We start from the raw sequence: 19,575 nt of genomic DNA on the forward strand, positions 1-19,575 counted from the left end.
TTAATATATAAAAAAAGAAAGTATGTTATATGACCGTGCTCACTCGTATGTTTTCAGCAGTTCAACAACCTCCGTATGATTGTTATTTCGGGCAAAATCGAGAGCGGTCTCTTCATCCTTGTCCGTAAGGGACGGGTCGGCTCCCTGTTCCAGCAGCACCTGCACAACATTGGCATTGCCCTCTGCAGCGGCAAACATCAGGGCAGACCAGCCGTCAACCCCGTCTGTGGCATCCGGGTCGGCTCCCTGTTCCAGCAGTAGCGCAACGGTATTGGGGAAGGGACCGCTGGCGGCGAATATAAGAGGGGTTCTGCCATCGGCATTTCGGTCATCAATACGGGCGCCCTCCTCCAGCAGAAGCTGGACGATATCCGTATGTCCATTGAAAGAGGCGAGCATAAGCGGGGTACGTCCCCCTTCGCCCGAGGCGTTCACGTCAACTCCCTGTTCAACCATCTGCCGGACGTCGCTCAATTGTCCCTGCAGAGCTGCATTCCTGAGATCTTGATCCGTGAACTGAGCAGCAGTCTCCTGCTGCCGGGGTTCCTGATTGCTGTCGGACTGGTTTTCCCCATTTCCGCAGGAGCTCAAAAAGAGCAAGCCCGTTATTAAAAGACCGGTGATTATAAAAAAATGAGTATGAGAAGAAAATGGGGCTGTACTACTTCGGGATGTCAGCATAACATGCACAGATAGTTTTTGCTGTTTCAGTTTTTTTGTTATCCAGTCCTTACTTAAAAAATATACCTTGATTCTACAACTATTTTTCTCAAGTTTTTTATTGCTCCGGCGGTTGAATCTTAATATCCTTGATATAATTTGCTTGGTCACGCTATATAATTCACTCGATCACGAAATAATATCCATATGAAAATTCTGTATGTTTTCCCTCATCCCGATGATGAATCTTTTGGTCCGGCTCCGGCTATGGCCGCCCAGCTTCGACAGGGAGAGGAGGTATACCTGCTGACGCTGACGAGGGGAGAAGCGACCAAGCAACGATTCCGGCTGGGGGTCGATAAAAAGGAAATGGGACAAATCCGCTTTCAGGAGATGCAATGCGTAAAAGAAGTGCTGGGGCTGAGCGGCATGGAGGTGTGTGATCTGCCCGACAGCGGGCTTAAAGAGCTGGACCCGAAACAGATTGAAACCATTATTGATGAGCATATAGAGGCCATTCAGCCGGATATTCTGGTTACTTATGCCGTGCATGGCATAAGCGGCTTTGAGGATCACCTCGTGAGTCACGCTGTAGTTAAAAGCGTTTACTGCGACAGGAAAAGAAAAGGAAAAAGCTGTCCCCGGCGGCTGGCCTTTTTTACCCATTATAATGAAATGGAGGGAGAAGGAACGTTCCGGTTAACTTCATCAAAAATGGAAGATATCGACTGCTGGATAGAAGCCAGTGATGAAGACTATCAGAAATTCTATGATGCGCTGGATTGTTACAAAACGTATCAGCAGGTTATTGAGAAGAGTAATGTTAAGAACGAAGTCGGTAAACGGGTACCGTTTGAAATCTTTCAGGAAAATTTTGATCCGCCGCTTCAGGATCTCGCCGAAGCATTGGATTCATAGAAGGCTTTGAATAACCGGGGACTTTTGTTCAACAGCAACCCCTGAGCGATTTCAAAAAGGCCGTGTTTACACAAAACATGAGGATGGTGAAATCGCGAAAATCCAGAGATTGGGCAAAACAACGGTTTTACAAAGGTTTCTCATAGTTAATTTATTATTTATCGGATGATGATATGAGCAAAAAATACCCTTTCTGGTTAAAGTGGACCACGATTCTATTAGGAATGGTCCTTCTCTTTATTGTACTCTCTTACGGTCAGTTTATTTTAATGCCGCTGGCTTTTGCCGGACTTATCGCCATGCTGCTGGAGCCGCTTTGCCAGCAGCTGGAGCGCGTAAAACTGAATCGCATGTTAGCGATTATTGTCAGTATGCTGCTGCTGTTCTTCATCCTGGGAGGAATTATCTCCCTGTTGTCGATGCAGCTCGTACAGTTTACCGATCGCCTGCCGGAGGCCAACCAGAAAATCCAGGCTGTAAGCAATGATCTGCGGCAGTTCATGGAGACAAAGTTTAATATATCGCCCAGCATGCAGCTGGAATATTTGGAACGGGGGCTGTCCGCTGTCGTTAATAAAAGCGGGCAGTATATGAGTACTGCACTTGGTGCAACGACCAGTGTATTCACGACGCTGGGATTGCTGCCCTTTTTTATTTTCTTTATGATGTATTACAAAGAGCGGTACCGCACCTTTCTATACAAGCTTTGGCAGGGTGAGGATGAGGTTGTCAATGAGGTTGTTGACGGCATACAGAGCGTAACCCAGAACTATATTATCGGGATGGCTGCGGTTATTACACTGCTGGCTATCCTGAATGCTATCGGCCTGTGGATCATAGGTATTGAACATGTGCTGTTTTTTGCCGTATTTGCCGCTATACTGGCTATTATTCCTTATATTGGCATTATTATCGGCAGCCTTCCCGCTGTTATATTTGCCCTGCTGTTTACCGACTCTCTTCTGAATCCACTGGGTGTAATCGCCGTTTTTGCGGTCGTCCAGTTTTTGGAAGGCAATTTTATTACCCCGAATATCGTAGGTTCCCGCGTCAGTATTAACCCCATGGTAGCATTGGTAGCCCTCTTGATAGGGGGTGAGCTCTGGGGTGTTTCGGGGATGATTCTGTTTGTGCCGATCGTTGGTATTTTAAAGCATATTTTTGACCGCATTGACGCCCTGAAACCTGTCGGATATCTCTTCGGCGATTCGGAGAGTGAATAATTTCGGGGGTGTTGCATTTTTGGTACATTTGAGTTCCCGTGCCTGAAGCAAAATCGACGCCTGGGGTGAAAAGAAGAACCGATTGGCTAAAGGTTACTTTTTCCTTCCCTTCCTGGTACCTGGATACCTTCAATGAGGAAACAAGTACCCGGACAACTCCAGGTCTGTTCATGCTACCGGGGAAAGCGGTCAGAGGGAGTATAAGCAAGCTGCAGTTCTCTCAGGCGCCTCCGGCTTTTCCAAATGGCCCTGAAGAAGGGACGATAAGGCACACTACTCATGATTTTCAAGTCTTCTGCGAGCGTTGAATCTTCGTTTAAAAAACGAAAAATGTCATCCATGGCATTATTTCTAAAAAGATGATAAAAGATATCCAGCGCCTCCCGGGGTTCGGTATGTAATATGTGCAACAACCAGAGATCATAGGCTCTGAAACGGAGTTTTGAAGGCGGGGAAACATGTGGGATACCTTCGGAAAGCAATCCTTCGATAATGTTCCGAACCTGATCCTGTATACGGATAAAGGTATAGCCGGTGGAGGGTTTGGTAAGCCCGCCCCGGGTACCGATATTCATACTGCGAGAGTTATACCAGGGGATAAAGGGACGATCCTGCATCGGAATAACGCCACGTTCCTCGCGCGAGACCAGATAATCAGTGCGTTGCAGACCAAACCGGTTATGCAGATAGAGGGCTATTTTTTCTTGATAGGCCTCGCTTCTGAGAAGCCGGTCGGAAAAAACAGTGTACTCCAACAGTCCGGATGTGGCATCCCAGGGCAACAGGTACATAAAAGCAACCCCTTCCGTGAAGGTCTCGTCAAAATCCATGAGCACACAGGCAGAAGGATCAAAGACTTCCCGGTTAGCCGTCAGTTCCCATCCCATAAAATGCTGTTTCAGCGGGTAACGGATATCAGCTTCCTCAAGCCCGGACGGTTTAAAACAGCTTTGAAAAATATACGAAGCCTGAAACACTTGGTCTGGAGTATGCAGTATGGCCGACTGTTCTGAAGGATGGACTGTTATATCCGTGACAGCATTTTCCAGGAGATCAAAGCGGTCATGTGCTTTTAAAGCTTGCAGGACTTTTTGCTGAAAATCGATGCTCCTCAGTCCATAGTAGAGGTATTCGTCGACCCGTTGCGAAAAGTGCTCTTCCGGGGTTCTGACTTCGACCGTTGACCATCTCTTGTGAATGACGTCTGAAAAGGGGGGTATACCGGCGTGCCAAAAGCACCAGGTCTTGTCATTTTTGGGCGTCAGGTCGGCGTCGACAATCAGCACATTTTTATCCGCCAGCGGTGACTGAAGCATTCCCCAGGCGAGGGAAAGTCCCGCCGCCCCCGCTCCCGCGATAATATAATCGTATTCCTGGTCCACTTCAGCCTATTCCTCTGGTTGATATTCATTCGGTCCGCCAATCGGTCAGACTTAGCAAAATCTACTGCGAGTCAGCCAAACTTGGCCAGAATCATATTCATATTCGTTAAAAAGGCGCCACTATTCGGTTCAAAAAATCTCCACCTGAATCGTCTGGCTCTTGTAACAATCCGACAGAATCCGGGATAGAAATTACAAAAAGCGATCCTGAAATGTTAGCAATGCCGCTTTGGCTTCTCTTGACTCAGTATTGTTAATCTTAGAAGGAGTGCCCGATACCAAAGCTAAAGTATAGTTTCTTGTTATTAAACCAGCCCTCCTGCAGGTCATGGACCCGAAATGCAAAGTCAAACCGTACAATAATATACTCCCAGTCTATACGGAAGCCCGCTCCTGATCCCACGGCAATCTGCTTATAAAACTGATCGTACTTAAATTTTCCCTGATCCAAAAGCCGTTGTTGATTTTCTATGGTTTGCTGAGAGCTTTCAGAAGATGATGGAAATGTTGTGCGGGGGCCATACCAGATATTGCCGGCATCCGCAAACCACGCCGCAATCCAGTTAGAGGAGAGAAAATTACTGATAAAGCGCTGCCGGACCTCCGTCTGGGCAAGCAGCTTGATTTCGCCGCCGCTTATGGTAACCTCATCCAGCGGAATGCTTCCCGGACCCAGACTGTAAATATTCCACCCGCGAATATCATTGGTACCCCCGGCATAGAAACGCTGGTTCAGGGGCAGGGAACTGCTTTGGCCATAGGGGGTAGCCAGTCCCAGGAATCCCCGGTAGGAAAAGACTCCGTTATTTGAGATTGGAATATAGCGCCGGTAATCAACGGTTCCTTTCAAAAACCTGCTGTAAGCGAGACTGTTTCGGCTCGAAGGGATAATGGGAGGGAGATTACCTTCCAGCGTATCGGGCGTAACAAAAAACCGGTCAGCCAGATAGGGGATATTTCCTCCAATAGCTGCAGAATACTCGCTAAAATATCCATAATTGCGTTTAATTAGGTCTGTTCGCTTACTTTGAAAGGTATAGCGCAAAATGGATGAAACCTGGGGACGGAAGTCTTCCAGGATCCGCTGGTACTCAAAGGAATCCTCACCAAATTCCTCCTGCAGGGACTGGCGGAACTGGGAAGAGGGCGTTGTGTCGAGCAGGTCCAGTTCGATCAGGTCGAGATAGCTCGAAAACCGGTTGCTGTGTTCCACTTCGTACCGCAGATTGAAACGGATATCCGAGTTAATATCAAATAGAAGCTGATCGGATTGGGTGAAAGACAGTCCGTAACGGGTTCGTGCATTGGAAAAAGAAACCCTGTCGTCCAGAAAGGCGAAAGGGAAGTTAAGCCGCGGCAGGGTATATTCGATACGGGCATCAAAATTTTGGAAAAAGCCTCCATCGACGGATTGGGAAGAAGAGTCGGGCGAGATGTCTCGAATGGTCTCCGAATTCACGTATTCAAAGCTGCCATTGAGACTCAGCTGCAGATTTTCTGCCCTGCCAAACAGGTTATTGTTCGTATACGTAAGTCCCGCTCCCGAACCATAACCGTAGCGTCGCATTCCAAAAACGTTTACATTCACCGAATGCTTGGGAAGGGAACGTAGCGAAAACATGACGGGCAGCTCCTCATCGGAATAGTCGGGCAGGGATCCATCTTCACTCAATCCGAACTGCTGTATGGTCAACATCCCCAGGTTTTGGAACTCATTTACCGTTCGGATGTAGAGCGACTGATCGAACGCCTCGCCCGGCTTAAAGAGTACCTGGTCGGTAAGCAGGCTGAATTTCGTTTGTGCCGAGGGATCCTTTCGAAGGTACATCCTCTTGTCGCCTGAGGTGAGGCCCGGACGCTGGACAGTGTCTTGCTCGGTGTACCCCTCAGATCCGCCCGGTCCCGCCAGACTGATACTCAGATCCCCGAAGGTGTATTTGTGTCCCGGATTAATCGTGAAAAGCGCATCCATTTGATGCCGGTTTTCCGGGTCACGTTTCATCAACACCGATATGGAATCGTTTTGAACGGCGGCATAGCCGTTGTTTTTAAGAAAAGTGATGAGGCGGCTTCGTTCCTCCGTCAGGGCATTTTCAGAATAGCGGCGGTGGTGGGCATACGTAGTGTCATTGATTCGTTCCCGGGTCAGGGGACTGTCTTCATAAAATTCAGGGACCCGTGTGGTATCCCCAAAAGCGGGCATACCCGTATATGATACCGTATTGATGGTAGAAGGAGCTCCTTCGTCGATCAGGAAAGAAACCTCCACACGATTATCTTTGAATTCAACGATATTGGTATCCACCCTGGCTTCGAGAAAACCTATGGTTTGGTAGTATCGTTGAATTCGTTCTATATCGTTAGCTACCGTTTCGCGGTTCAGAAAAGTGGGAGGCTCGCCAAATTTATTAGTTAGCTGCCAGATAAAATACCAGGGTGTAAAGCGGGGAATTCCTAAAAATTCACGGTTTGTTTGCGTACGGATTAATGCTTCGAGGGTGTTGTCATTGACGTTATCATTCCCGACAAACCGGATAACGCGGACAACATGATCGGTGGTATCACTGTCCGCCTCGCTATTTTGAGCTATTGCCGTGCCTCTTGCCGCAAGGAATAGTGATACGCCGAATATCCCTGAGAATAAATAGAGGAAAAGTCTGCTTACCGCATTATTCTTATTCAAGAGAATATGGAACATTAAAGATTCATAAAAAACGGCTGCACGAACCCATCATGCAACCGTTTTTATTAAGTGTTAGATCTTGTACTGATAAAAGGATTTTTAAACGTCGTCGTAGTCAAATCCTTCATCCTGTTCATTGTGAAAAAAATCTTCTTTCCCGATATAATCGGGCCAGATATCTTCCATGTCTTCATATACAACATCTTCACCTTCTTCAATTTCTTCCAAATCGTACAGGTTATCGAGCACCTGTTGGGGCGCGCCATTACGCTCTGCCCACTCGATGAGCTCTTCTCTGGTTGCAGGGAAGGGGGCATCATCTAATGTTGCGGCTAATTCTACTGTCCAAATCATAAATACTATTGCTTTTTTAAAATTTCTTAGAATTTCTTAGAACCTTAACAAAGGTCTTACCTATTAAATTCAACTCATTTTTATCGAAAATGCAATTTTTTTTTCGAACTATAACTGAAAGATCTACAAAATAATTCTTATCTTACCTTTTCTTAACCAAGTAAACTAATAAACTAAATACAACGAGGAATATTATATGGGAAGTTTCGGCGGAATGGAAATACTTATCGTCCTGATGGTTATTTTACTTTTCTTTGGAGCTAAACGCATTCCCGAATTAGCACGTGGCATCGGCCAGGGAATGAATGAGTTCCGCAAGGCCTCCGACCAGATCAAGCAAGAGCTTGAACAAGGGGAAAAGGAAGGTCTGAAGTCAGATTCCAAGACAAAGGCTAAGACCAAAACCAAGGCTAACACAAACAAGGAAAGCGAAGAAAGTAAAGTTAACTAAACTATAGAATATCGTTGAGTTTTTCAGATTTTAGCCGGATCCGTACTTCTTTGGAAACCGGAGAACTATCCGTTACCGACATTGTACAGAACTATATTCATAATATCGAGCAGCGCAATGACGAGATCAATGCCGTCGTAAGCCTTGATAAGGATGCTGCTCTTCAGAGAGCCGGTGCAGTCCAGGATCGAATGGATGAGGGTACGGCCGGTAAACTGGCGGGTATGGTTGTGGGAATTAAAGATCTGATCTGCGAAAAGGGCAAACAGGCCACCTGTGCATCGAATATCCTGGCGAACTTTGAAAGTGTCTATGATGCCACCGTAATAGAACGGTTAAGAGATGAAGATGCTATTTTATTGGGACGCTTGAACATGGATGAGTTTGCCATGGGATCCTCGACTGAGAATACTATTTATGAACCCACCCATAATCCGGTGGATATTACCAAAGTTCCGGGCGGATCATCCGGCGGAAGCGCAGCTGCGGTAGCCGCTGATTTTTGTACGGCCTCCCTGGGGACAGACACAGGAGGGTCCATTCGCCAGCCGGCCTCTTATTGCGGAGTGGTAGGCCTGAAACCAACATACGGGCGGGTATCGCGGCATGGATTGATTGCCTTTGCGTCCTCCTTCGATTGCATTGGCCCCCTGACCCATACGGTAAAAGATGCAGCTATCCTGCTTGAGACGCTGGCGGGCTTTGACGAGAATGACAATACCTCCTCCAGCCGGGCCGTACCCAACTACCGGCAGTTTACAGAATCCCCGGATGCCAATATCCGGATAGGCGTACCGGAGGAATATTTCGGGGAGGGACTGGATGATGAAATTCGGGAAGGCATCCGCTCCCAGCTGGCTGAATTGGAGGAGTCGGGGGCTGAGCTGGTACCCATTCACCTGCCGCACATGAAATACGGCATCGCCACTTATTATATTTTGGCTACGGCGGAGGCGTCCAGTAATCTCGCACGATACGACGGCGTTCGTTATGGTCACCGTGCGGATATCAAGGAAGTGGAGGCTGACCTGAAGAAAGAGGAAGAAGCCCTTAAAGAACAGATTAAGCTTGCTGAAGGCGAGGAAAAAGTAAAACTTGGGGCTCAACTTGAGGATATGGACTCCCCGCTCATCCGGCTTTATAAAAAGAGTCGCACTGAAGGATTCGGTACCGAGGTTAAGCGCCGGATCATGCTGGGAACGTACGTACTGAGTGCCGGTTATTATGATGCCTATTACGGGAAGGCCCAAAAAGTGCGCCGCCTAATAAAACGGGACTTTACCAAAGCTTTTGAGGAGGTCGATGTTATTGTCTCACCAACCGCTCCTACAACGGCTTTTGATATAGGGGCGAATATTGAGAATCCCGTGCAGATGTATCTTAATGATATCTATACCATTTCAGCCAATTTAGCCGGGATATGCGGCATTAATATTCCCGCTGGGACCCACTCCAATGGCATGCCGTACGGCATGCAGTTTATGGCCGATACCTTCGAAGAGGGGAAACTGTTCAATGCCGCACGCCTGGTGGAGCAGCTCAGTGAATGAATCGCCTTACAGATTGGGTTGGTTAGGTTAAATGGTGTGTTCGGTGTTGAGCATACATAATGAACCTGCCGGATCCTATGGATGCAAGCCGTTCCTTTTTCACTCACAGGGTTTTATTTTAGGTATGAATGTTAAATCGAACGACAAAACCGATATTAGCAACCATGAAGAACAGACTTGCCAATAAATGGGGAATTATCACCGGGGCGACATCCGGCATAGGAAAAGCCACCGCCTATGCGTTTGGGGCCTCGGAATGCAACCTTGTACTAACAGGACGCCGGCAAGAGCGTTTGAAGGAGGTTGCCGGGGAATTGCAGTCGGATTATGCCATCGAAGTTGAGACGGCAGCGTTTGATATCAGGGACACCGGGGCCTGCCGGGAACTGGTGGAAGGGCTTTCTCATCCTGTTGATATCCTGGTGAATAACGCCGGACTGGCGAAAGGCGTGGACGGCGTGGACGAGGCTGACCTTGACGACTGGAATCAGATGATTGATACCAATATCAAGGGCCTGATGACCATGACCCGGCTCATTGCTCCTAAAATGAGGGAGAGAGACCGGGGACATATTATTAATGTGGGGTCAATTGCGGGACATGAGAGCTATACGGGGGGATCTATTTACTGTGCGACGAAACATGCTGTCAAGGCTTTTACTGAAGCTACAAAGAAGGACCTGCACGATACAAACATACGAGTCAGTATGGTCTCTCCCGGGTTGGTGGAAACCGAGTTCAGTGAGGTTCGATATGACGGCGATAAAGATAAAGCGGATCAGGTGTATGAAGGCATCCGGCCCCTGGTTGCCGGGGATATTGCCGAGGTTATTCATTTTACGGCCAATCGTCCCCCGCATGTGAATATTATGGATACCATTATTTTTACTGTTGACCAGTCTTCCGCGACCATGGTACACCGGGGTGATGATTAACCGTATCCTGTACCTGCCTTTATTAGTAATCCTTTTTTCTGGATGCGATGGCCCCGACGAGCGGCAACAGCGCCTGAACTTTGAAAAAAAAGGGAGGGAGGTGCCGGCCTTTTCCGCCGACAGTGCTTACCGGTTCGTTAAGGAACAGGTTAACGTTGGTCCGCGCAATCCCGGTTCAGAGGGACACCGGCAGACCAGGAAATATCTCCTGCGCAAGTTTCAATCCTATGCGGGGGCGAAGCGTGTTTTTTCACAGGAGTTTACAGCGGAAGGGTATAACGGCGACACGCTGCAGCTTACCAATATTATTGCCGCTTTTAATCCCCGGCAAGCCGACCGTATTATGCTTTGCGCACACTGGGATACGCGTCCCCGTGCCGACAAGGATTCCGTCAACACTGCCCGGCCGATCCCCGGTGCGGATGACGGGGCCAGCGGAGCAGGGGTTCTTTTGGAGCTGGCCCGCCTTTTCCGGGATAACCCGCCGCCCATCGGGGTGGATCTCATCCTTTTTGACGGGGAGGATTACGGCCGGGAGGGCGATACCGGTCACTACTTCCTCGGTTCCCGCCACTGGTCCCAAAACCCGCCGGTCCGGGGTTATGCTCCCCGGTTTGGCATCCTGCTGGATATGGTGGGGGGAGAGGGGGCGCTGTTTCCCAAGGAGCAGTACTCCATGGAATATGCGCCCGCCCTGGTCAATGAGTTATGGTCCATTGCCGAAGAGGAAGGATATGGTGCTATGTTTGTAAACCGCGAAGGGAATGCCATCTCGGACGATCATGTTGTTATCAACCGCATACTGGGGATTCCGACCATCGATGTTATCCGCCACAGTCCCGACCGTCCGGGCATGGGATTTGCTCCCTATTGGCATACGCACAACGATAACCTGGCGATCATCGATAAAAAAACACTGGAAGCTGTGGGAGAAATTTTGACGGAATTGGTGTATAACAGATTATAGAAGGGGGAAGCGTGCCCGTATTATGACATATATTAAGCTTGAGATAGCTCTTCCTGATGAATACCATGAGCCGCTTATCGCGGAACTTTCGGAGATGGGTTTCGACGGTTTTGAACAGCGGGACCATCAGGTTATTACCTATATTGAAAAAGGGAATTTAGCGATCGCGGATCGAGAGCAGATCGAACAGCTGCTGGCGGGTTTCCCCGGCCATTGCTTTATCGAAAAGGAGGAAGTGGTGGAGGATCAAAACTGGAATGAGCAGTGGGAGCAGACCGTAGGGGCCCGGGAGATCGGCCGCTTTTTTGTGAAACCCACCTGGTCGACAGATCCGGTGCCCGGGGACAAAATCCTGCTTGAAATTGATCCCAAAATGTCCTTCGGCACGGGTTATCATGAGACGACCCGTCTGATCCTAAAGCTCCTGCCGGGGATGGTCCGCCGGGATGATACCGTCATCGATGCCGGCACAGGTACGGCTATTTTATCCATTGCCGCCGTCAAGCTCGGAGCGTCGCGCGTGCTGGCCTTCGACACTGATGAGTGGAGCATTAAAAATGCGCGAGAGAATATTCTGCTCAACGGAGTGGATACCCGGATTACGGTTGTAAAAGGTTCGACGGAGGTCGTTCCCGCAACGATGAAGGCCGATCTTCTGCTGGCAAATATACAGCGGAATGTAATCCTGGAACTGCTTCCCGATTTTATTAAATCTCTCAAGAAAGGCGGAAATATGGTATTATCCGGCCTGGTAGAAAGCGACCGGGCCGACATCAGAAGGCGGTTGTCCCAGGACGCCCGGGTGATCGATATCCAACAAGAAAATGAATGGATTGCCATTCATGCACAGGCCAAAAAATGATGAAATCAGCTATTGACATAGGAACGAATACGGTACTTTTATTAGTCGCAGAAAAAGAACAGGGAGATATCCGGGTGATAGAGGAGCAGCAGCGGGTTCCGAGGCTGGGACGGAATGTGGATGAGCAGCGCAATCTTCCGGATGAAGCGATGGGACGTGTGATTGATATATTAAAAGAATATCAGCATATAATTGACCGAAAATACCCGGACGCCGGCCCGCCGGTTGTGACGGCTACCAGTGCGGTGCGCGACGCTAATAACCGGGACGAGTTTATCGACCGGGTTGAGGAACAAACCGGCCTCCGGGTAACCATCCTGAGCGGACTGGAAGAAGCAGCCTGCACGTTTTTGGGGGCCCAAAGTGTGCTTCCCGGTGTACCCCGGGACCAGCTGAAGATCGTGCTCGATATCGGTGGTGGCAGCACTGAAATAGCCCTGGGCAAAGAGGCGGAAATTATGGATCGCTATTCGTTCGACATGGGATGCGTGCGGTTTACCGAACGGTATCTGAAAGACATCCCTGCCACTCCCGGACAAATCAATGACTGCAAAAAAGCGATACGAGAGGTACTGGCAGAGTATCCTTACGATTTAGAAGATGACATCCGCTTGGTGGGCGTGTCGGGTACCGTTACTTCTCTTGTTTACATAGACCGGGATTTGACAGCATACGACAACGATGGCATTAATGGCTGCCGGTTATCTGCCGGTGCGATCCGGGACTATATTTCTATTTTCCGTTCAGCTACTCCCGATGAACTTACGAGGCGTTATCCGGTTGTAATGGAGGGAAGAGCTGATATTTTTTTGGCCGGACTATTAATCCTCGAAGGCGTAATGGATCTGTATGGATTCGGCTCACTCATTGCGTCCACGGGCGGCATTCGTCACGGAGCGGTTCTTCTCGAAGGATCACTGAATAAAAAAAGCCCCTGAATAATTAATATCAGGGGCCTTGTTTTTTCGTCTGTTGTCAGATATATCTTATGTTTATATACCGAATCGCAAACCGGCAGAGATGCCTAACTGATCAGTGCTGCCAAGAACATATTTCAGCTCAGTATAGATGTCGGCGAAGTCCATTGCGAACTCAGCACCACCCCCGATATTCAGACCCACTTCGGAATCCGATGCAGAGCCAAGTGAACCCATGTCATACGACAAGGTAGCATAGTTCAGGCCGGCTAAGCCGTAAACCCTGGTTCCTTCTTCCGCATAGAAATGGTAGTGGCCGTTTGCGTTAATTTCCCACCAGTCAATGACATCAGGGAAGAAGTAGGTAAAATCTGCAGCCCCGCTTATTTCAGGAGTAAAGGCATATTTAGCACCTATCTGAACTCCTATGGCCTCAGCTTCCGTACCATATGCTATTCCCCCACCGATTTTAACGTCGGAAGACTCCTGCGCGTAACTTGTGGTATTGAAAGCCAACGCTAAACCGAAAAGCAGACAACTTGTAAGTATTATTTTTTTCATTATTCTATGTGATTAATTTACTTTAATGATTATTTGTTTAAAAATTACCTCGCCTGTAAGACCCTTTCAGCGACAAACTCTTACAGGTTTCCGATTTCACTTTTATATACGCACCCGGAGGGAAAATCAGATCATTTTTAACAAAAAAAATTAGAATGGGAATAAAGCGACACTTTCAGTAAGTTTTAGGCTGATAGAAATAGCAATAAATAGTTTCCGCCCGGTTAAGGCATGTCAGATACCAAAGGGAGTCATACAAAAGTATCGCAGTCCTCACGCGAAAATGCTTCGGAGAGTAGTCTCGAAGATGACGTCTTGGTAAAAGAGGCGATGGGGGGTAATGAGCGCTCATATAAAAAGCTGGTCAACAAATATCAGCGTGCGTTGCATTTCCACATCCGCAAGATGGTAAAGGACCATGAGCAGATTGAAGATCTGGTTCAGGAGACGTTTGTCAAGGCTTTTGATAACCTGAGCAGATATAATACCGATTACGCTTTTTCGACATGGCTGTATCGCATCGCAACCAATCATACGATAGATTACCTGCGTAAAAAAAAGCTGCAGACGCTCTCCATTGACGAGCCGGTGAAAACCAAGAGTGGCGAAATGGAGATGCAGCTGCCGGACGAATCGGCCCGGACGGACCGGGACATTATACGCAAGCAGCGCCGGCATATGGTGCGGGAGGCGATAAAGGGACTACCTGAGAAATACAGGAGAGTCATTCAGCTCCGGCATATGGAAGAGAAGAGTTACCAGGAAATTTCAGAAGTGCTGGACAAGCCGCTTGGGACGGTCAAAGCCCATATTTTCCGGGCAAGGGAGATGCTGTACAAGGAACTGAAGGATAAGCGGGATCGGTTTTAACCCGCATTAATTAAGGGATTACTATTATACAGATCTTAACAGCCTGACAATAAGCTAAACTTTTGTAAGAATCTCAAGGTACCGTAATAGATGAAAGCTGCTAAATTGGCCGCTGTGGTGGACTGCTAAATGGTTGTCAACGTCATGAATAACGTATCGCACCCGGAGTTTGCTTTCATACAGTCCCTTGCCTGACGAGAAATACGGTAAGCCATCCGCAGAAAAGGGAAGGCATTAAGATCCGGGATTATCTATTCAAATTTTCTGCCACAGCCGCCACGTTATCTTTATATTTCTCAAATTTAGCCCGTCGCATGGCACTGCCTTCAAATAGAGCGTCGTATTGCTCGTTATCGAGTTCTTTCCAGAAATTAATATCATGATCCAGGATTTTGTCGCGGGGGTAGAGGTCTTCCATCTGCGTATAGCCGGCGTCGCGGTTCCAGGGACAGACATCCTGGCAGATATCGCAGCCGTACATCCACTCGCCAAGGCGGTCACGGTATTCTTCTGGAATCCGCTCTTTCAGCTCAATGGTGTGGTAGGAGATGCATTTACTTCCGTCGACCCGGTACGGCTCATGAATGGCGTTGGTGGGACAGGCGTCGATGCAGCGGGTACAGCTCCCGCAGTGGTCCGTAACCTGTGTACTGTACAGAAATTCAGCGTCAATAATCATCTCACCGATAAAGCAGAAAGATCCGGTATCCCTGTTAAGAAGATTTGAGTTTTTTCCGATCCAGCCCAGTCCGCCCCGCACCGCCCAGGCCTTGTCCAATACCGGGGCCGAATCGACAAACACCCGGCCATTGAGTCCCCCGAGCAGCTCTTCGGTAAAGGCGAAGAGTTTTTTCAGTTTCTTTTTATAGACTTTGTGGTAATCCCGTCCCTGTGCGTATTTGGCGATTTTAGGCTGTCCAACTTGTTGTTGCTGGCGTTCGTGATCGGGGTGGAAGTAACTGCCGATGACCGAAACAACCGATTTCGAGCCGGGCACGAGCTTGGTGGGATCCACGCGTTTGTCAAAATGATTTTCCATCCAGCTCATCGAGCCGTGGCGTCCCTGGTTTAGCCACTCTTCAAGCCGCCGTTCTTCGGTCTCCAGTCGCCCCGCTTTGGCAAAACCACAGGCATCGAAACCGAGTCGGAGGGCCTCTTCACGTACTCGTTTTGTGCGTTTAGCGAGATTCATTTTTTTGACCAGCCATATTCGTTTATTGGGAATTGGTTAACCTATATGCGTATGCTATGTGCCCGGGATTGGATAATAAAAAGGAAAAACAGAGGGTAAAGGTTTGAATACCCCCCGGGCCGGCAGTTAATTTCTGCCGAGTTTCTGGGGGTCGACCTCCGATATGTTGCCGTTTTCGAGCCGGAGGGTTCGGTATGGATACTGCTTAACCGTATCATAGTCGTGGGTGACCATCAGCACCGCCATGCCCCGATTATTTATTTTCTCTAACAGTTCCATAATGGAAGCGGAGGCTTTGGGATCAAGGTTACCGGTCGGCTCATCGGCCAGCATGATGCGGGGCTCATTGGCCAGCGACCGGGCGATAACTACGCGCTGCTGCTCACCGCCGGAAAGATCCTCCGGCATGCTTTTGCGCTTGTGGCTCAGGCCAACCATGCCCAGCACTTCGAGCACACGCTGCTTAATATAGCTTTTTTTGGTGCCGGTAACTTTTAAGGAGAAGGCTACATTTTCGTAGACTGTTCGATCCGGCAGAAGCTGAAAATCCTGAAATACGATGCCCAGTCTGCGCCGCAGGTAGGGAATCTCTTTCCTTGAAATGGAGGTAACATCGAAGTCAGCTACCCGCACCGAGCCGGCATCGGGAATAAGATCGCGATAGATGAGGCGCAGGAAAGAGCTCTTGCCGGCACCCGTTTCACCGATAAGGTACATAAACTCACCGTTGGCAAGCGAAAAATTGATCTCATTGAGGACAGGTCGATAATCGTAAGTGACCGAAACATCGGTAAATTCTATAACTGACTGCTGGGTCATTGCAATACCATTGTTATTCTTAAACTTTCATCATCTGCTTCTTCAAATTCGAAGTCGCTGTATTTTGCACATATGTTATACGCTGTTTTATCGATAATATCAAGCATTTGCTGCAGGGAATATATTTTTTGACGGTGGACTTCCACAAATTCGTCCAGAACGGTGGACCGGTCGGACGTCAATTGCTGTATCCGGAACGTATTGGTGTGGATCTGCTCTTCTGCATCGTACGTACTGGTCCTGAAGAACCGGTAATTATTGTCGGTGACTCCCTCTTCATTGTGAAGATAGTTGATCGCCTCCTTCGAATTGCTCGGAGTTGTGAAGTCAAAAATGAGAAGGCCGTGGGACGTGAGAAGCTTTTGGCACTGGTTTAGAAACCGGGTAATCTGACGGGGTTCATGCAGGTAATTGATGCTGTCAAACACGCAGAATACGACATCATAGGTTCGGTTCTGTGGAATATCCAGAAAATCCATGACCGAAAACTCCACCGAACACATTCGTTTCCGGTTCTTCTCACGTGCGCGGGCAATCATATCTGGAGACTTGTCGGTGCCCCAAATGTCATAGCATTCAAGCTCATCCAGAGACAGGGCAAGGGATCCGGTGCCGCAGGCCAGCTCCATAACTGTATTGGGATCCGGGTGGTGGTCGAGCATGAGCGCATCGATATAGTCAGCCCAGAGGTCGTAATCCACTTCATCCATAACGGCGTCGTATATTTCGGCTAACTTGGTATAGGCCGGTTTTCTGACTGGCGACGAATTCATACTGATTCCTTTTTTCTATTGGCTGAAAGCTGCACTGCCAGCTGAAAAGCGTGTTTAAAAGAAGAAGGGTCTGCGTTGCCCTTACCGGCAATATCAAAGGCGGTTCCGTGATCGGGAGAGGTCCGCACGATAGGAAGTCCCGCCGTGAAATTAACGCCGGCTCCAAAGGAGAGGGCCTTGAAGGGAATGAGTCCCTGGTCGTGATACATCGCTAAAACACCGTCGCAGTTCTTATATGTTCGATTGCCAAAAAAGCCGTCAGCCGGATGAGGCCCGGAAGCTTCAATACCGGTATCTCGAATCTTTTGAAGGGCGGGCGTTATGATTTCCATTTCTTCTTTGCCGATAATTCCTCCATCCCCGGCATGGGGATTAAGTCCCAATACGGCTATCCGGGGACGTGCGATGCCAAAGTCTTCTTTTAAGCTCTGATGCATGGTTCGGGCATGACTGATAATCGCATGTTCCGTCACCGCCCCCGGCACCTCCGCCACAGGAATGTGAACACTGACCAGCCCGACGCGCAGGCTGTCGTTGACCAGCATCATCAAAAAGTCATCTGTCCCGGTATGTTCGGCCAGGAATTCCGTATGTCCCGGTATGTAATAGCCCGCCCGGTTTACCGCTTCCTTGGAGATAGGGGCTGTCACCAGGGCATCGGCTTCGCCGGTGGTACAGAGGGTAAGACCGGTTTCAACAGCTTGCATGGCACAGCGTCCGGCTTGCCGGCTGAGCGTCCCCGGTGCTATGGAGACGGTCTCATCATCATAGCATTCCAGGACATTGACGGTACCGGATTGTGCTTCATCTGTCGACTCAATAGTGTGGCAGGGGAGAGTTATATTGAATTTTGAACGATAATAGTCAACGACTTGCCGTGAAGAGAGGATGGTAGCGGTATTATTTCCGAGATCGACCTCCCTGAGCGTCTTCAGAATAATCTCCGGTCCGATGCCGTTGAAATCTCCGCTGCTGATGACGATATGTTGTGCCATAAAATAATTTGTACTGCTTGCAGTTATTCAGAAACCAATCTGAAATCGCCAAAACCGGACGTTGCCCTGAATATAAATTCCCGGTTGGGATAGCTCCATATTTCAACCGTCGAACCGTTGGGTGGAAATTTGCGCTCGATATTTTGCGGGGGACCAAATTTAATATAAATTTCTCCCTGGTCGCTCTCGTAGCCAATCCTGTTGCTGGTAGAAAAATTTTGATAAGCGTAGTCAATGCGCCGGTAGTATTCGGCCATCAGCTCATTGTATTCGGTATCGGGCGTAGGATCTTTCTTTTTCCAAAATGCTCTGAATTTGCGTTCCCGTTCGTCCTGTGATCCTTCGGAAAGAGAATCAAGGGTTTCTTCATCGACAATATACCGCAGCATGTCGATGGCCATATCCAGGCTGAGCAGGCTCCGGGGCATATCAATCCACATCGAACGATAGGTCGTCCTGGAAACCGTTGTATCATTTTGATCCCGGATTGTCAGCTGATAAGAGGCATTCGGAAACGTGCTGTTGGGAACCTCAATCAAGGCATAGGTAAAGCCATCCGCTTCCCGGGCCAGCCGAAGCCTGTTTTCGTTTTCGCCGCTTGAAACCAGCTGCGGTCTCAGATTCGCCTGTATTTTACTGTTATCAAGCTTTTCAACAAAAACTTCTTTCCCTTTACTGGTATCTTTACCGGAAATGTTGAGTTCTCTTATGTTTACGGTATAGGAATCGCTCGGATCGTAGCCCGGGATATAAGCCAGTGCACGAAAGTCACTGCCATATTTCACATTGTCCCCCATACTCATTAATGTCAGCTGCTTTTCCCCCCGCTGATCCGTATACAGCTCTTCACCCAGTATCACATTCCCCACTTCCATGTCTCGGTAGGAATCAAGGCGCACCGTGCGCGTTCTCGAATTTCGGGGATCACTGCGCTCACCGCGCTTCATTTGCAAGACATAGGTATATATGCCGGGCTTCAGTTCCATCCCGATATGTCCGTGCAGGAACATTGATTCGGTCTGCGTTTGTTCATAGGTTTCAGCATATGCCGTATCTTCCCAAAAAGAACGTTCCGCCGGCTCAAGACGCTCGACCGAAATATCGCTGTCTCTTTTTTTGAGTTGTGCCTCACTGGAGTTAAAGACTTCCATACTTAGATTTACCGGACTGAAAAAAGCTTTTTTATTATTGTTTTTTGCAGCACCGTCTTGTTTCAGCTTTTTAAACGGGAGGTAGCGATACGAGAAGCTGTAAACCGAGGCAAAGGTAACGGTTTCATCTGTGTTGCCGGGCAATACCAGGAAGTCAAAAAATTGAGAAGGGCGTTGATCGGCCAGGCTTAACTTCTGATATTTGGCACTGCGTTGCGCTTGCAGTTCAGGTGCTAAACATAATACCAACCCAACCACCAGTGCGACCGTCGTAAGATAATTTATCTGTTTCACAGCATTTTTTTGTTTATT

Annotated in this window: 19 protein-coding genes; 9 read left to right on the forward strand and 10 right to left on the reverse strand. The window is 48.5% G+C overall.

Annotation, left to right across the window (positions count from 1 at the left end; genetic code table 11):
• Positions 1–39: 39 nt before the first annotated feature.
• Positions 40–591, reverse strand: a complete 552-nt coding sequence (locus tag BUB16_RS09995; protein ID WP_073063158.1) for an ankyrin repeat domain-containing protein — start codon at positions 589–591, stop codon at positions 40–42.
• Positions 592–867: 276 nt separating this feature from the next.
• On the opposite strand from BUB16_RS09995, the gene BUB16_RS10000 reads away from it, so the two are divergent.
• Together BUB16_RS10000 and BUB16_RS10005 are read left to right on the forward strand one after the other, a co-directional pair.
• Complete coding sequence (locus BUB16_RS10000) at positions 868–1,578, forward strand: PIG-L family deacetylase (RefSeq protein WP_073063160.1); 711 nt, start codon at positions 868–870, stop codon at positions 1,576–1,578.
• A gap of 173 nt (positions 1,579–1,751) precedes the next feature.
• Positions 1,752–2,801, forward strand: a complete 1,050-nt coding sequence (locus BUB16_RS10005) for an AI-2E family transporter (protein WP_073063162.1) — start codon at positions 1,752–1,754, stop codon at positions 2,799–2,801.
• 173 nt (positions 2,802–2,974) lie between these two features.
• On the opposite strand, the gene BUB16_RS10010 is transcribed toward BUB16_RS10005, so the two are convergent.
• From BUB16_RS10010 to BUB16_RS10020, 3 genes are all read right to left on the reverse strand, one after another.
• Positions 2,975–4,183, reverse strand: coding sequence for a lycopene cyclase family protein (locus BUB16_RS10010; protein ID WP_073063165.1), 1,209 nt, complete (start codon positions 4,181–4,183; stop codon positions 2,975–2,977).
• 259 nt (positions 4,184–4,442) lie between these two features.
• Positions 4,443–6,866 (reverse strand): BamA/TamA family outer membrane protein, encoded by a 2,424-nt coding sequence (locus BUB16_RS10015; protein WP_244545675.1) that lies wholly within the window; start codon positions 6,864–6,866, stop codon positions 4,443–4,445.
• Positions 6,867–6,965: 99 nt separating this feature from the next.
• Entirely contained in the window at positions 6,966–7,220 is a 255-nt protein-coding gene (locus BUB16_RS10020) for a DUF2795 domain-containing protein (protein WP_073063167.1), read from the reverse strand.
• Positions 7,221–7,416: 196 nt separating this feature from the next.
• On the opposite strand from BUB16_RS10020, the gene BUB16_RS10025 reads away from it, so the two are divergent.
• From BUB16_RS10025 to BUB16_RS10050, 6 genes are all read left to right on the forward strand, one after another.
• The gene (locus BUB16_RS10025; RefSeq protein ID WP_073063170.1) at positions 7,417–7,671 is read left to right on the forward strand and encodes a Sec-independent protein translocase subunit TatA/TatB; all 255 of its coding nucleotides are present in this window, start codon (positions 7,417–7,419) and stop codon (positions 7,669–7,671) included.
• A 14-nt stretch (positions 7,672–7,685) separates the two neighbouring features.
• The gene (locus BUB16_RS10030) at positions 7,686–9,221 is read left to right on the forward strand and encodes an amidase family protein (RefSeq protein WP_073063173.1); all 1,536 of its coding nucleotides are present in this window, start codon (positions 7,686–7,688) and stop codon (positions 9,219–9,221) included.
• A gap of 164 nt (positions 9,222–9,385) precedes the next feature.
• Positions 9,386–10,156 carry an SDR family NAD(P)-dependent oxidoreductase gene (locus BUB16_RS10035; protein WP_084088181.1) on the forward strand — a complete coding sequence of 257 codons (771 nt, stop codon included), beginning with the start codon at positions 9,386–9,388 and terminating at the stop codon, positions 10,154–10,156.
• Positions 10,149–11,123, forward strand: a complete 975-nt coding sequence (locus tag BUB16_RS10040) for a M28 family peptidase (RefSeq protein WP_073063177.1) — start codon at positions 10,149–10,151, stop codon at positions 11,121–11,123. The genes BUB16_RS10035 and BUB16_RS10040 overlap by 8 nt, the downstream gene beginning before the upstream one ends.
• 22 nt (positions 11,124–11,145) lie before the next feature.
• Positions 11,146–11,985: a 50S ribosomal protein L11 methyltransferase gene (gene prmA, locus BUB16_RS10045; protein WP_073063179.1), complete on the forward strand. Its 840-nt coding sequence runs from the start codon at positions 11,146–11,148 to the stop codon at positions 11,983–11,985.
• Entirely contained in the window at positions 11,982–12,923 is a 942-nt protein-coding gene (locus BUB16_RS10050; RefSeq protein WP_170864354.1) for a Ppx/GppA phosphatase family protein, read from the forward strand. Before prmA ends, BUB16_RS10050 begins: the two co-directional genes overlap by 4 nt.
• 54 nt (positions 12,924–12,977) lie before the next feature.
• Here BUB16_RS10050 and BUB16_RS10055 read toward each other — a convergent pair whose 3' ends face one another.
• Positions 12,978–13,463: an outer membrane protein gene (locus BUB16_RS10055; protein WP_084088183.1), complete on the reverse strand. Its 486-nt coding sequence runs from the start codon at positions 13,461–13,463 to the stop codon at positions 12,978–12,980.
• A 231-nt stretch (positions 13,464–13,694) separates the two neighbouring features.
• Between BUB16_RS10055 and BUB16_RS10060 the strand changes: the two genes are divergently transcribed.
• The gene (locus BUB16_RS10060; RefSeq protein ID WP_073063183.1) at positions 13,695–14,333 is read left to right on the forward strand and encodes an RNA polymerase sigma factor; all 639 of its coding nucleotides are present in this window, start codon (positions 13,695–13,697) and stop codon (positions 14,331–14,333) included.
• Between the two features lie 247 nt (positions 14,334–14,580).
• On the opposite strand, the gene queG is transcribed toward BUB16_RS10060, so the two are convergent.
• The 5 genes from queG to BUB16_RS10085 form a co-directional block, all read right to left on the reverse strand.
• Positions 14,581–15,525: a tRNA epoxyqueuosine(34) reductase QueG gene (gene queG, locus BUB16_RS10065; protein WP_073063185.1), complete on the reverse strand. Its 945-nt coding sequence runs from the start codon at positions 15,523–15,525 to the stop codon at positions 14,581–14,583.
• 126 nt (positions 15,526–15,651) lie between these two features.
• Positions 15,652–16,344: a cell division ATP-binding protein FtsE gene (gene ftsE / locus BUB16_RS10070; RefSeq protein ID WP_084088184.1), complete on the reverse strand. Its 693-nt coding sequence runs from the start codon at positions 16,342–16,344 to the stop codon at positions 15,652–15,654.
• Complete coding sequence (locus BUB16_RS10075) at positions 16,341–17,117, reverse strand: class I SAM-dependent DNA methyltransferase (RefSeq protein ID WP_073063190.1); 777 nt, start codon at positions 17,115–17,117, stop codon at positions 16,341–16,343. Before BUB16_RS10075 ends, ftsE begins: the two co-directional genes overlap by 4 nt.
• Positions 17,114–18,112 (reverse strand): 4-hydroxythreonine-4-phosphate dehydrogenase PdxA, encoded by a 999-nt coding sequence (pdxA, locus tag BUB16_RS10080; RefSeq protein ID WP_073063194.1) that lies wholly within the window; start codon positions 18,110–18,112, stop codon positions 17,114–17,116. The genes BUB16_RS10075 and pdxA overlap by 4 nt, the downstream gene beginning before the upstream one ends.
• Positions 18,113–18,135: 23 nt before the next feature.
• The gene (locus tag BUB16_RS10085) at positions 18,136–19,557 is read right to left on the reverse strand and encodes a GWxTD domain-containing protein (protein ID WP_139240262.1); all 1,422 of its coding nucleotides are present in this window, start codon (positions 19,555–19,557) and stop codon (positions 18,136–18,138) included.
• Positions 19,558–19,575: the final 18 nt, after the last annotated feature.

This window comes from Fodinibius roseus (genome assembly GCF_900129315.1).
Taxonomy (GTDB): Bacteria; Bacteroidota; Rhodothermia; order Balneolales; family Balneolaceae; genus Fodinibius; species Fodinibius roseus.